11 protein-coding genes are annotated in these 14,147 nt (G+C 69.5%); 10 read left to right on the plus strand and 1 reads right to left on the minus strand.

Going from position 1 to position 14,147, the window contains the following annotated elements:
* Positions 1-109: 109 nt before the first annotated feature.
* Positions 110-1,678 carry an alpha/beta hydrolase gene (locus tag AB0N16_RS00105; RefSeq protein ID WP_365791394.1) on the plus strand — a complete coding sequence of 523 codons (1,569 nt, stop codon included), beginning with the start codon at positions 110-112 and terminating at the stop codon, positions 1,676-1,678.
* A gap of 140 nt (positions 1,679-1,818) precedes the next feature.
* Here the strand turns inward: AB0N16_RS00105 and AB0N16_RS00110 are convergent, their stop codons facing one another.
* A complete protein-coding gene (locus AB0N16_RS00110; protein WP_365791396.1) occupies positions 1,819-2,394 on the minus strand; it encodes an adenylosuccinate lyase in 576 nt (191 codons plus the stop codon).
* Between the two features lie 387 nt (positions 2,395-2,781).
* Here AB0N16_RS00110 and AB0N16_RS00115 point away from each other — a divergent pair, with 387 nt between their 5' ends.
* The 9 genes from AB0N16_RS00115 (at position 2,782) to pssA (ending at position 14,046) form a co-directional block, all read left to right on the plus strand.
* A complete protein-coding gene (locus AB0N16_RS00115; RefSeq protein ID WP_365791398.1) occupies positions 2,782-4,587 on the plus strand; it encodes a 3-hydroxyacyl-CoA dehydrogenase family protein in 1,806 nt (601 codons plus the stop codon).
* 166 nt (positions 4,588-4,753) lie between these two features.
* A complete protein-coding gene (locus AB0N16_RS00120) occupies positions 4,754-5,584 on the plus strand; it encodes a TetR family transcriptional regulator (RefSeq protein WP_365791400.1) in 831 nt (276 codons plus the stop codon).
* A 613-nt stretch (positions 5,585-6,197) separates the two neighbouring features.
* Entirely contained in the window at positions 6,198-7,541 is a 1,344-nt protein-coding gene (gene ccrA, locus AB0N16_RS00125; RefSeq protein ID WP_351698953.1) for a crotonyl-CoA carboxylase/reductase, read from the plus strand.
* Between the two features lie 17 nt (positions 7,542-7,558).
* On the plus strand, positions 7,559-9,631 hold the full coding sequence (locus tag AB0N16_RS00130; RefSeq protein ID WP_365791403.1) for a protein meaA: 2,073 nt from the start codon (positions 7,559-7,561) through the stop codon (positions 9,629-9,631).
* A complete protein-coding gene (locus tag AB0N16_RS00135; protein ID WP_365791405.1) occupies positions 9,628-10,647 on the plus strand; it encodes a CoA ester lyase in 1,020 nt (339 codons plus the stop codon). The genes AB0N16_RS00130 and AB0N16_RS00135 overlap by 4 nt, the downstream gene beginning before the upstream one ends.
* A 5-nt stretch (positions 10,648-10,652) precedes the next feature.
* The gene (locus AB0N16_RS00140) at positions 10,653-11,165 is read left to right on the plus strand and encodes a MaoC family dehydratase (protein ID WP_030948303.1); all 513 of its coding nucleotides are present in this window, start codon (positions 10,653-10,655) and stop codon (positions 11,163-11,165) included.
* A gap of 2 nt (positions 11,166-11,167) precedes the next feature.
* Positions 11,168-12,373 (plus strand): acyl-CoA dehydrogenase family protein, encoded by a 1,206-nt coding sequence (locus tag AB0N16_RS00145; protein WP_365791407.1) that lies wholly within the window; start codon positions 11,168-11,170, stop codon positions 12,371-12,373.
* A 169-nt stretch (positions 12,374-12,542) separates the two neighbouring features.
* Positions 12,543-13,199, plus strand: coding sequence for a phosphatidylserine decarboxylase (locus AB0N16_RS00150; RefSeq protein WP_365791409.1), 657 nt, complete (start codon positions 12,543-12,545; stop codon positions 13,197-13,199).
* A gap of 22 nt (positions 13,200-13,221) precedes the next feature.
* Entirely contained in the window at positions 13,222-14,046 is an 825-nt protein-coding gene (gene pssA / locus AB0N16_RS00155; RefSeq protein WP_365792727.1) for a CDP-diacylglycerol--serine O-phosphatidyltransferase, read from the plus strand.
* Positions 14,047-14,147: the final 101 nt, after the last annotated feature.

Genomic DNA, 14,147 nt, shown 5'->3' on the forward strand with positions numbered 1-14,147 from the left:
ATTGGGTCAATAATCGTCAGAACAGGTTCTTCCGGGTGCTGTTCCCGGGACGATGCGGCGAGGACCGTGGCACGTGCGGTCCGCGACACCTCCGTCCTGGGAGGACCCCATGCGAACACGCGCAGCCGTGCTGTGCGCCGCCGCCGCTGTCGTGGCCGGGTCGTTCACCGCCCTGCCCGCCGGCGCCACCGCCCGCGCCGCCGTCCAGGCGCCCTCGGTGGCCTGGAAGAAGTGCGGCACCACCGACTATCCGACGCTGCAGTGCGGCACCGTCAAGGCGCCCCTCGACCACCGGAACCCGGGCGGGAAGCAGATCACGCTCGCCCTCTCCCGCGTCCCGCACACCGCGTCCACGTACCAGGGCCCGCTGCTGGTCAACCCCGGCGGCCCCGGCGGCAGCGGGCTGACCCTCGCGGGCTTCGTCGCCTCCACGCTGCCGAAGAAGGTGGCGGCCCAGTACGACGTCATCGGCTTCGATCCACGCGGCGTGGGCAAGAGCAGCCCGGCGATCGACTGTGCGCCGGGCTACTTCGCCCCGGTGCGCCCCGACTCGGTGCCGGCCACGCCGGCCCTGGAGCAGGCGAACCTCAAGCGCGTGCAGTCGTTCGCGGCGGCCTGCGGCAAGAAGTACGCGAGCCTGCTGCCGTACCTCGACACGGTCAGCGCCGCCCAGGACATGGACTCCGTCCGCCAGGCCCTCGGGGCCGACCGGATCAGCTACTTCGGCTACTCGTACGGCACCTACCTGGGCGCCGTCTACGCGAAGCTGCACCCGGAGCGGATCCACCGCCTGGTCCTGGACTCGATCGTGGACCCGACGGGTGTCTGGTACGACGACAACCTGGGCCAGGACTACGCGTTCAACGACCGCCACCGCGCCCTGATGGCGTGGATCGCGAAATTCGACTCCACCTACAAGCTGGGCACCGACCCGAAGCAGGTCGAGGCCAAGTGGTACGCCATGCGGGCGGCGCTGGCGAAGAAGCCGGCGGGCGGCAAGGTGGGCGCGGCCGAGCTGGAGGACACCTTCATCCCGGGCGGCTACTACAACGGCTACTGGCCCTACCTGGCGGAGGCGTTCTCCGCCTACGTCAACGGCAAGAAGACGGCGGCGCTGGTCGAGGCGTACCGGAACTTCGCCGCCGTCGACGCCACGGGGGAGAACGGCTACAGCGTCTACGCGGCCGTCCAGTGCCGGGACGCCTCCTGGCCGCGGGACTGGAACCAGTGGCGCAAGGACAACTGGGCGGCCTACGAGAAGGCGCCGTTCATGGTCTGGAACAACGCCTGGTACAACGCGGCGTGCACCTCCTGGCCGACGTCCGACCTGAAGCCTCCGAACATCGCCAACGGCAAGCTCCCGCCGGCCCTTCTCTTCCAGGCCACGGACGACGCGGCCACCCCCTACCAGGGCGGCGTCACGGCCCACCGGCTGCTGGCCGGCTCCAGCCTGGTCGTCGAACAGGGCGGCGGCAACCACGGCATCACGCTGAGCGGCAACACCTGCCTGGACGACTACCTCGCCGCCTACCTGACCGACGGCAGGGTCCCGCACGGCGAGGGCACCGCCGACGCGGTCTGCCGGAAGACCCCGGACCCGAAGCCCCTGAGCACGAAGGCGGCGTCCACGTCGTCCCGCGGCTCGACCCTGCACGGACTGCTGGGGTTCCGCGGCTGAACCGGTCCTGACCGACCGTCGGGGGCGTTGTCAGACCCATGGTCCACCATGGACGCATGACTGACCCGACGGCGCCGAGCAGCCGTACGAGGTCGACGGGGTGCCCGTGCCCGAGGTGCGGTACGTCAGGGACCGCGACCTCACCTCGGCCTAGGGATGTGGGCCAGGGCCTGGACCGCGGCCTCGGCGAGGGTGGGATGGGCCAGCGCCTCGCTCAGGACGCGGCGGGCGCGGGTGTCGCCCAGGGTGCCGAGGCCTTCCACGCAGGCGAGGGCGACCTTGCGGTAGGGGTCGTGGGGGCGCAGCCGGCGCTCCAGGGTGGTGATGAGGGCGGGCACGGACTCCGGGGCGCGGAGCACCACCAGAAGACGGACCGGGTGCAGGGCGTAGGCGACCCGGAGTTCGTTGGTGGCGAGGGCGGCGGCCGCGCGGGCGGTGCGCGGGTCCCGCAGGGTGGCCAGGGCGTGCGCGGCGGAGGCGCACCGGGGTGGGTCGCGGTGGTTCAGGAGGAGGACCAGGGTTTCGAAGGCGCGCCGGTCGCCGGCCGTCCCCAGGCGGTACGCCGCCAACTCCCTGGCCCACAGGGGTTGTCCGGCGGCGGTGAGCACCTCCGCCAACTCGTCGTGGTCCTCGGTGGCCAGGAGCCGGTCGTAGGCGGCCGTTCCCTGCGACTCCTGTCGGAGACGCTCCGTGAGTGATCGCAACTCTTCGTCCACGAAGCCCAGCGTAGAGGGGTTGCGGGAGCCGAGGGACGTACATCACAAAGTCGGGGGGCTGGCGCGCTCGTTACCCGCCGGTTAAGCTCAATCGAGCGGGTCACCCACTCGCACCCACGCTCATTCCGGTTTGGTGACGCAGCCGTCGTGAGCATCAGGTTCGGTACCTCGTACCGGACGTACGACTCGGCTCCGGGACAGGGCCGGTCGGGATCAGCCGCTCCCAGGCGTGTGCGCGCCTGCGGCGACGGCACCGGGCGTGTGCGCCAGCAGCCCGGCAACACCCGCATTCACGCAGCTCTCATGCAGCTCTTTCCGCACCCGGTGCGCCCCTTCGGCGCACCGGGGGGCGTTTCCAGTCGTCACCCTCATTCCTGGAGTCCCGCGATGGCCACTCCCCAGTCCGACCCCTCCCTGTCCCCGCTCAGGACCGTCGCCGTCGTCGGCCTCGGCACCATGGGCACCGGTATCACCGAGGTCCTCGCGAAGGCCGGCCGCGAGGTGATCGGCATCGACGTCAGCGAGACCCAGGCCGCCGGCTCCCTCGCCGCCCTCGAGGCCTCCACCGCCCGTGCCGTGGCCCGCGGCAGGCTGACCGAGCAGGAGCGCACCGACGTCCTCGCCCGGGTCCGCACCGGCACCGACCTCACGGCCGCGGCCCACGCCGACCTCGTCATCGAGGTGGTCCCGGAGTCGTACGAGATCAAGCACCAGATCTTCCGCGAGCTGGACGGCATCGTCCGCCCCGAGACGATCCTGGCCACCGGTACCAACGCGCTCTCCGTGACCCGGCTGGCCGCCGACTCGGCCCGTCCCGAGCGCGTCCTCGGCCTGCACTTCTTCAACCCGGCCCCGGCGATGAAGCTGGTCGAGGTCGTCTCCTCGGTGCTCACCGCCCCGAGCGCGGTCGCCGCGGTCACCGACCTCGCACTGGAACTGGGCAAGGAACCGGTCGCGGTCGGCGACCGCCCCGGGTTCGTCGCGGACGGGCTGCTGTTCGGCTACCTCAACCAGGCCGCCGCGATGTACGAGGCCAAGTACGCCTCCCGCGAGGACATCGACGCGGCCATGCGGCTCGGCTGCGGCCTGCCGATGGGCCCGCTCGCCCTGCTCGACCTGATCGGCATCGACACCGCGCGGACCGTCCTGGAGGCCATGTACGCCGAGTCCCGCGACCGGCTGCACGCCCCGGCCCCCGTCCTCAAGCAGCTCAGCGAGGCGGGCCTGACCGGCCGCAAGTCCGGGCGCGGCTTCTACACCTACGAGGCCCCGGGCAGCGCCACCGTCGTCCGGGACGCGCTCACCCCGCTGGACGGTGCCGCCCTCACCACGGGCCGTACGGTCCGCTCGGTCGGAGTGGCCGGCTCCGGCACCATGGCCTCCGGCATCGCCGAGGTCTTCGCCAAGGCCGGCTACCAGGTCGTCCTCGCCGCCCGCAGCGAGGACAAGGCCCAGGCGGCGAAGGCCAGGATCGGCAAGTCCCTGGACCGCTCCGTCGGCAAGGGGCGGATGACCGCCGAGGCCGCGGCGGCGACGCTGGACCTGATCACCGCGGCGGGTTCGTACGACGCCTTCGCCGAGGTCGACCTGGCCGTCGAGGCGGTCGCCGAGGACCTGGAGATCAAGCGGCAGCTGTTCGCGACGCTGGACAAGGTCTGCAAGCCCGGCGCGGTCCTGGCCACCACGACCTCCTCACTGCCGGTCGTGGCCTGCGCCCGGGCCACCTCGCGTCCCCAGGACGTGATCGGCATGCACTTCTTCAACCCGGCGCCGGCCATGAAGCTGGTCGAGGTCGTCCGTACGGTGCTGACCGCCGAGGACGTCCACGCGACCGTCCGCGAGGTCTGCGCGAACATCCGGAAGCACGCCGTCGACTGCGGTGACCGGGCCGGGTTCATCGTGAACGCGCTGCTGTTCCCGTACCTCAACAACGCGATCAAGATGGTCGAGGAGCACTACGCCTCGCTGGACGACATCGACGCGGCGATGAAGCTCGGCGGCGGCTACCCGATGGGCCCGTTCGAGCTGCTGGACGTGGTCGGTCTGGACGTCTCGCTCGCGATCGAAAAGGTCCTGCACCGGGAGTTCCGCGACCCCGGCCTCGCGCCCGCGCCACTGCTTGAGCATCTGGTGGCCGCGGGCTGCCTCGGCCGCAAGACCGGCCGTGGCTTCCGCGAATATGCCCGCCGCTGAGGGCCCCGGCGACTGGTTCCCGGACGAGCGGGAGTGGGGCGGGCTGCTCGACCCGGGCGGCCGTCCCCCGCCCGCCCGGCACAGCCCTCCCCCGTCCGCCCGGCCCGGCGGTCCCCCGCCCCTCACAGGCGGGGGAAACCCCGGACATGCCCATCAAGCTGCGCACATGCAGTACGTTCGGGTCATGCCCCAGCCCGCCAGGTCCTCACGTACACCAGCCACGCCCGACGCGCCGGAAAGTGCCGCGGGCAGTCGCGCGGCCGCGCAGCGGCTCAAGATGCGCCGAGAACTGGCGGCCGCCGCGATGGAGCTGTTCGCGACCAAGGGCTACGAGGCGACCACCGTCGACGAGATCGCGGCCGCGGCCGGGGTCGCCCGCCGCACCTTCTTCCGCCACTTCCGCTCCAAGGAAGAGGCCATCTTCCCGGACCACGACGACACGCTGATCCGTGCCGAGGCCGTGCTCAACGCGGCCCCCGCGCACGAGCACCCGCTCGACACCGTGTGCCGTGGCATCAAGGAAGTCATGAAGATGTACGCGGCCCGGCCGGACATCTCGGTCGCCCGCTACAAGCTCACCCGCGAGGTGCCCACCCTCCGTGAGGCCGAGATCGCCTCGGTGGCCCGTTACGAGCGCCTCTTCACCCGCTATCTGCTCGGTCATTTCGACGAGCACGCGCACGCGGACGACGCGAACGACGACCCGCTGCTGGCCGAGGTCGCCGCGTCGGCGGTGGTCACCGCCCACAACCACGTGCTGCGGCGCTGGCTGCGGGCCGGCGGGCAGGGCGACGTGGAGGCGCAGCTGGACCACGCCTTCGCGATCGTGCGGAAGACGTTCGGGACGGGGATCGGGGCGGGCCGGGAGACCCCGCCCCGGTCCACCGCGCCGGCCACCGTGGCCTCGCAGGGCGAGGTGCTGGTGACGGTGGCCCGGACCGACGCCCCGCTCGACGAGGTGATGCGCACCATCGAGCAGGCGCTGAAGGAGCGTTGAGCGCCTGAGGGGGTGCCACGACGTGCCCTGCCGGCGGGTGCGGCATCGTCGTGGCACGCCGTACCCCACGCGGCGGAGCCGCAGATCGACACAGCCCCGCGCCCCTCTCGGGGCGCGTCGACGCCTGGTCGGTGAGAATCCCGCCGCCAAGCCAGGGGGAGGCCTCCCCCGTCACCCGATCGGCCCTCAGGGCCGGTTCCGACCGCCGCACGCGATGGCACTGCGTGCCGGGCACCGCTCGGACCGGACGGCCGAGCCGCTCTGACATCCGGACGACCTCCGCAAGTCGGGACACCTTACCCTACCGGCCGGTAGCTTTGATCGATCATCGCTCATTTGTTACGTAAAGATTTCATCTGAGAGCAAGTTCTGGCACTCAGTGCCTTGCCACCTGACACGCGGTGTCATACGTTGATGGGTGTCCGGCCTGTCCCGGCGAGCCCACCAGCCCGCCCGCCGGACGCCTGCGTCACAGGCAACCTCCCGCGCCACAAAGCGCTGCCGCAGCACCACCCACGCCGAACCGACGGCATCCTCCCAAAACCCTCAGCAGCACCGACGTAACCCTCAGCACCCCTTCCCTCAAGGGGCGCACACCGCCGGAGGCAACACCGTGACCACTCAGGCCATTCTCGACGCGATCCAGTCGCCGGACTCGACGCCGGCCGACTTCGCCGCCCTGCCCCTCCCGGAGTCGTACCGCGCGATCACCGTGCACAAGGACGAGACGGAGATGTTCGCGGGTCTGGAGACCCGCGACAAGGACCCGCGCAAGTCCACCCACCTCGACGAGGTGGCCCTGCCAGAGCTGGGCCCGGGCGAGGCCCTGGTCGCCGTCATGGCATCGAGCGTCAACTACAACTCGGTCTGGACCTCGATCTTCGAGCCGCTGTCGACCTTCGGGTTCCTGGAGCGCTACGGCCGGCTCTCCGAGCTGACCAAGCGGCACGACCTGCCGTACCACATCATCGGCTCCGACCTCGCGGGCGTGGTCCTGCGCACCGGCCCCGGCGTCAACGCCTGGAAGCCCGGGGACGAGGTCGTCGCGCACTGCCTGTCCGTGGAGCTGGAGTCGTCCGACGGCCACAACGACACCATGCTCGACCCCGAGCAGCGGATCTGGGGCTTCGAGACCAACTTCGGCGGGCTCGCCGAGATCGCGCTGGTCAAGTCCAACCAGCTGATGCCGAAGCCGAACCACCTCAGCTGGGAGGAGGCCGCCGCCCCGGGCCTGGTCAACTCCACCGCCTACCGGCAGCTGGTCTCCCGCAACGGCGCCGGCATGAAGCAGGGCGACAACGTGCTGATCTGGGGCGCGAGCGGCGGACTCGGCTCCTACGCCACCCAGTTCGCGCTTGCTGGCGGGGCCAACCCGATCTGCGTGGTGAGCAGCCCCCAGAAGGCGGAGATCTGCCGGTCGATGGGCGCCGAGGCGATCATCGACCGCAACGCCGAGGACTACAAGTTCTGGAAGAACGAGCACGAGCAGGACCCGAAGGAGTGGAAGCGCTTCGGCAAGCGCATCCGCGAGCTGACCGGCGGCGAGGACGTCGACATCGTCTTCGAGCACCCGGGCCGCGAGACCTTCGGCGCCTCGGTCTACGTCACCCGCAAGGGCGGCACGATCGTCACCTGCGCCTCCACCTCGGGCTACAACCACGAGTACGACAACCGCTACCTGTGGATGTCGCTGAAGCGGATCATCGGCTCGCACTTCGCCAACTACCGCGAGGCCTGGGAGGCCAACCGGCTGATCGCGAAGGGCAAGATCCACCCGACGCTGTCGAAGGTCTACTCCCTGGAGGAGACCGGCCAGGCCGCCTACGACGTGCACCGCAACCTCCACCAGGGCAAGGTCGGCGTCCTGTGCCTGGCCCCCGAGGAAGGCCTGGGCGTGCGCGACGAGGAGATGCGCGCCAAGCACCTCGACGCCATCAACCGCTTCCGCAACATCTGAGACACCCGAGGTCATAGATGACTGAGCGTCAGATCGCCGACGGCGGACGGGATTCCGTGCCGCAGGCGCCGAGGGAGAAGGACCGGCCGTGGCTCATGCGCACGTACGCCGGGCACTCCACGGCCGAGGCGTCCAACGAGCTGTACCGGCGCAACCTCGACAAGGGCCAGACCGGCCTGTCGGTGGCGTTCGACCTGCCGACGCAGACCGGCTACGACCCCGACCACATCCTCGCCCGCGGCGAGGTGGGCCGGGTGGGCGTACCCGTCTCGCACCTCGGTGACATGCGCCGGCTGTTCCAGGACATCCCCCTGGAGCAGATGAACACCTCGATGACGATCAACGCCACCGCCATGTGGCTGCTGGCGCTCTACCAGGTCGTCGCCGAGGAGCAGGGCGCCGACATCACCAAGCTCCAGGGCACGACCCAGAACGACATCGTCAAGGAGTACCTGTCCCGGGGGACGCACGTCTTCCCGCCGGGGCCGAGCCTCCGGCTGACGACGGACATGATCGCCTACACGGTCTCCCACATGCCGAAGTGGAACCCGATCAACATCTGCAGCTACCACCTGCAGGAGGCGGGCGCCACCCCGGTCCAGGAGATCGCGTACGCGATGTCCACGGCCGTCGCCGTCCTCGACGCCGTCCGCGACAGCGGCCAGGTGCCGCAGGAGCGCATGGGCGATGTCGTCGCCCGCATCTCGTTCTTCGTGAACGCGGGCGTCCGCTTCGTCGAGGAGATGTGCAAGATGCGCGCGTTCGGCCGCATCTGGGACAAGGTCACCCGCGAGCGGTACGGCATCGAGGACCCCAAGCAGCGGCGCTTCCGCTACGGCGTCCAGGTCAACTCGCTCGGTCTGACCGAGGCGCAGCCCGAGAACAACGTCCAGCGGATCGTCCTCGAGATGCTCGCCGTGACGCTGTCGAAGGACGCCCGCGCGCGTGCCGTGCAGCTCCCCGCCTGGAACGAGGCGCTCGGCCTGCCCCGGCCCTGGGACCAGCAGTGGTCGCTGCGCATCCAGCAGGTGCTCGCCCATGAGAGCGACCTGCTGGAGTACGAGGACATCTTCGAGGGCTCGCACGTCATCGAGGCGAAGGTCGCCCAGCTGGTCGAGGACTCCCTCGCCGAGATGGACCGGATCCAGGAGATGGGCGGCGCGATGGCAGCCGTCGAGTCCGGCTACCTCAAGTCGCAGCTGGTCTCCTCGCACGCGGAGCGCCGGGGCCGGATCGAGTCCGGGCAGGAGAAGATCGTCGGCGTCAACATCTTCGAGACGACCGAGCCCAACCCGCTCACCGCCGACCTGGACACCGCGATCCAGACGGTCGACCCGGCGGTCGAGGCCCGGGTGGTGGCGGCGATCGGCCACTGGCGCGACACGCGCTACCAGCCGCCGTTCAATCACCCGCGGCCCTGCAAGGCGCTGGAGCGGCTGAAGGAGGCCGCCAAGGGCACCGGCAACCTCATGGAGGCCACCTTGGAGTGCGCCCGCGCCGGGGTCACGACCGGCGAGTGGGCGGGCGCGCTGCGGGAGGTGTTCGGCGAGTTCCGGGCGCCCACCGGGGTCTCCTCCGCTCCCGTCGCCGTGCCCGTCGAGGCGGGCTCGGCGCTGGCCGAGGTGCGCGCCAGGGTGGACGCCACGGCACGCGACCTGGGCACCGGCAAGCTGCGGTTCCTCGTGGGCAAGCCGGGTCTTGACGGGCACTCCAACGGCGCCGAGCAGATCGCGGTGCGGGCCAGGGACGCCGGCTTCGAAGTGGTGTACCAGGGCATCCGGCTGACGCCCGAGCAGATCGTGGACGCGGCCCTCGCCGAGGACGTGCACGCGGTCGGCCTGTCGATCCTGTCCGGCTCGCACGCCCAGCTGGTCCCGGACGTCCTGGAACGACTCCGTGTGGCCGGTGCCACAGATATACCCGTGATCGCCGGTGGCATCATCCCGAATGGTGACGCCGAGCAGCTCAGGGAAGCCGGAGTGGCCGCGGTCTTCACCCCGAAGGACTTCGACATCACCGGAATCATCGGCCGCATCGTCGACGAGATCCGGAAAGCGAACAAGCTCGACCCCCTGGAGGTCCCCGCATGACCGCCCGCCCGTCGCCCGCCACCACCCCTCCAACGAGCGGCTCCGCCGCACACCTTCCCGCTGTCAACCGGCTCCGCCCGCGGCGCTCCTGCCTGGCCGTGCCCGGCTCGAACCCCCGCTTCCTGGAGAAGGCGCAGGGTCTCCCGGCGGACCAGGTCTTCCTGGACCTGGAGGACGCGTGCGCGCCGCTCGCCAAGCCCGAGGCGCGGCACACCATCGTGAAGTTCCTCAACGAGGGCGACTGGACCGGCAAGACGCGCGTGGTCCGCGTCAACGACTGGACGACCGAGTGGACGTACCGTGACGTCGTGACCGTCGTCGAGGGCGCCGGCCAGAACCTCGACTGCATCATGCTGCCGAAGGTGCAGACGGCCCAGCAGGTCGTCGCGCTGGACCTGCTGCTCACCCAGATCGAGAAGACCATGGGCTTCGAGGTCGGCAAGATCGGCATCGAGGCGCAGATCGAGAACGCCCAGGGCCTGAACAACGTCAACGAGATCGCGCAGGCCTCCCCGCGCGTCGAGACGATCATCTTCGGCCCGGCCGACTTCATGGCGTCCATCAACATGAAGTCGCTGGTCGTGGGCGAGCAGCCGCCCGGCTACCCGGCGGACGCCTACCACTACATCCTGATGAAGATCCTGATGGCCGCCCGCGCCAACAACCTCCAGGCGATCGACGGCCCCTACCTCCAGATCCGCAACATCGACGGCTACCGCGCGGTCGCCCAGCGCGCCGCGGCCCTCGGCTTCGACGGCAAGTGGGTGCTGCACCCGGGCCAGGTCGAGGCGTCCAACGAGATCTTCTCGCCGTCGCAGGAGGACTACGACCACGCCGAGCTGATCCTGGACGCGTACGACTACTACACGTCCGAGGCGGGTGGCAAGAAGGGCTCCGCGATGCTCGGTGACGAGATGATCGACGAGGCCAGCCGCAAGATGGCCCTGGTCATCTCCGGCAAGGGCCGGGCCGCCGGCATGCAGCGCACGTCGAAGTTCGAGATCCCGGAGGCGTGAGCGCGATGCAGTTCGGACGCACGTACGAGGAGTTCGAGGTCGGGGCGACGTACAAGCACTGGCCCGGAAAGACGGTCACGGAGTACGACGACCACCTGTTCTGTCTCCTCACCATGAACCACCACCCGCTCCACATGGACACGAACTACGCCGAGAAGACGACGGACTTCGGCAAGAACGTGGTGGTCGGGAACTACATCTACTCGCTGCTGCTGGGCATGAGCGTGCCGGACATCTCCGGCAAGGCGATCGCCAACCTGGAGATCGAGTCGCTCAAGCACGTGGCGCCGACCTTCCACGGCGACACGATCTACGGCCAGACGACCGTGCTCGACAAGTGGCCCTCGAAGTCGAAGAACGACCGCGGGATCGTCTACGTCGAGACCAAGGGCTACAAGCAGGACGGCACGCTGGTGTGCGTTTTCCGCCGCAAGGTGATGGTGCCGACCGAGACGTACATCAAGGAGCGCGGCGGCGAGCAGCCGGGCCGCCCGGAGCTCAAGGAGCAGGAGAAGTAGCCATGGCCCGTCTCGCCCAGACCGCCGGTCTGACCGACGTCCAGCAGGAGATCCTCTCCACCGTCCGCGACTTCGTGGACAAGGAGATCCTCCCGGTCGCCACCGAGCTGGAGCACCGCGACGAGTATCCCCAGCAGATCGTCGACGGCCTGAAGGAGCTCGGCCTCTTCGGCCTGATGATCCCCGAGGAGTACGGCGGCCTGGGCGAGTCCCTCCTGACGTACGCGCTGTGCGTCGAGGAGATCGCCCGCGGCTGGATGTCCGTCTCCGGGATCATCAACACGCACTTCATCGTGGCGTACATGCTCAAGCAGCACGGCACGCAGGAGCAGAAGGAGCACTTCCTGCCGCGGATGGCGGCCGGCGACATCCGGGGCGCGTTCTCGATGTCGGAGCCGGGGCTCGGCTCGGACGTGTCGGCGATCACCTCGAAGGCGGTGAAGGACGGCGAGGAGTACGTCCTGAACGGCCAGAAGATGTGGCTGACGAACGGCGGTACGTCGTCCCTCGTGGCCGTCCTCGTACGAAGTGACGAAGGCCACCCCGAGGGCACCGCGCCCCACAAGTCGATGACGACCTTCCTGGTCGAGAAGGAGCCCGGCTTCGGAGAGGTCCGCCCCGGCCTCACCATCCCGGGCAAGATCGACAAGATGGGCTACAAGGGCGTCGACACCACCGAACTGATCATGGACGGGCTCCGGATTCCGGCCAATCGGGTGCTCGGCGGGGCCACCGGCCGAGGTTTTTACCAAATGATGGACGGAGTCGAGGTCGGCCGCGTCAACGTGGCGGCCCGCGGCTGTGGTGTCGCGCAGCGTGCGTTCGAGCTGGGTGTCCGGTACGCCCAGCAGCGTCACACTTTCGGCAAGCCGATCGCCCAGCACCAGGCCATCCAGTTCAAGCTCGCGGAGATGGCCACCAAGGTCGAGGCCGCGCATGCCATGATGGTCAATGCCGCACGCAAAAAGGACTCGGGGGAACGAAACGACCTTGAGGCCGGGATGGCGAAGTACCTCGCCTCCGAGTACTGCAAGGAGGTCGTGGAGGACGCCTTCCGGATCCACGGCGGCTACGGCTTCTCCAAGGAGTACGAGATCGAACGTCTCTACCGTGAGGCACCGATGTTGCTGATCGGCGAGGGTACCGCCGAGATCCAGAAAATGATCATCGGGCGAAGGCTGCTCGAAGAGTATCGATTCCAGGGCTGATTGTCCGGGTACGGGGTGTTTTCTTCGAGAAGAAGATCACACCCCGTCAGCGGTCTTCGGCCGCCGACTCGGCTTCCTGGCTTGCCCAGTTGCAGCCCCCGACCGGTACCATCCCGGAAAGCCGCCGTCCCCATTTCCCGCGCGGCATCATCCGCTACGAAGGTCATCCATGCCCCACAGCCAAACCTCTGCACATCGAGACAGCCTGGCCGGCGTACGCCTCGCGCGCGGAGCATCGCCGTGGCTTCTCCCGACCGTCGCCACCGCAGCCGTCAGCCTCCTCCGCGCCCGTCGCTCCGGCGCCGCGAAGGCCGTCGCCGTACCCGCCACCGCGCTCGCGGCGGGCATGCTGTGGTTCTTCCGCGACCCCGAGCGTGAGATCGCCCAGGGCCGTGTCATCTCGCCTGCCGACGGTGTGGTGCAGAGCATCATGCCGTGGAAGGACGGACGCACCCGCGTCGCCATCTTCATGAGCCCGCTCAACGTCCACGTCAACCGCGCGCCCCTGTCGGGCCAGGTGACGTCGGTGGAGCACATCCCCGGTGGCTTCGTTCCCGCCTTCAACAAGGAGAGCGAGAACAACGAGCGCGTAGTCTGGCATTTCGACACCGAACTCGGCGACATCGAGATGATCCAGATCGCCGGCGCGGTGGCCCGTCGCATCGTGCCCTACATCCCGCAGGGCACGAAGGTCGAGCAGGGCGACCGCATCGGTCTGATCCGCTTCGGCTCGCGCGTCGACCTCTACCTGCCCGAGGGCGTGGAGGTCGCGGTCGAGGTCGGGCAGAAGACCGTGGCTGGGGTGACTCGCATTGACCGTGATTGATCCGGAGACCCAGGCGGGCTGGGTGCCCGAGGCCGACGAGGTCGGCGACGACGAGGAGGAGATGCCGCTCTCTCTCCGCCTCTCGATAGCGGACACCCTCACGCTGGGCAACGCCACGTGTGGCTTCATGGCGGTGTACTTCACCACCACCGGCATCCTGATCCCGCACCTCACCGGGGACGACCAGTCGGCGGGCATGGCGCGGCACAGCGCCGCCACCGCGGTCATCCTCATGCTCTGCGCGGCGGTCTTCGATCTGTTCGACGGCCTCGTCGCACGCAAGCTGCGCTCCTCCCCCATGGGCGCCGAGCTGGACAACCTCTCGGACCTGATCAGCTTCGGTCTGGCCCCCGCGTACTTCGTGCTCGTCTACGGCATGGTGGCCGACGACGCGTACCAGAAGGTGGCCGCGGTCGGAGCGGTGGTCGTGCTGCTGGCGGTGGTGCTGCGGCTGGCGCGCTTCAGCTGCGTGACACCGCCGAACGGCATGTTCCAAGGCATGCCGTCGCCGTTCGGCGCGCTCACGGTCGTCTCGATCGTGCTGCTCGAGCTGCCCTTCTTCGCGACGCTGCTTGCCATCCTCGGCACGGCGTGGCTGATGGTGAGCCGGGTGGAGTACCCGAAGCCGCGCGGGCGTCTCGCCGGGGCGATGCTGGCCTGGATCGTCCTCTCGATGGGGCTCCTGGCGGCCTGGGCCTTCGACGCCCCCGGCGGCCAGCTCCTCCTCCAGACCGGCTGTGCGCTGCAGCTGGTGATGGGCGCGGTGATCCCGCTGTTCGCCACGGCCCGCCGGGTGAACCACATCCGCGACAACAGGCGCGAGGCACGGGCGGCGCAGCTGCCCTGAGCCTCGTGACGACGCGAAACGGGTGTGGCCCGAGCCTCGTAGGCTCGGGCCACACCCGTTTCTGGTTCAAGGGCATACGGCGTTTGCCTTTGACCGGTCAA

Origin of the sequence: Streptomyces sp. NPDC051105 (assembly GCF_040682795.1) — a bacterium.
Taxonomy (GTDB): domain Bacteria; phylum Actinomycetota; class Actinomycetes; order Streptomycetales; family Streptomycetaceae; genus Streptomyces.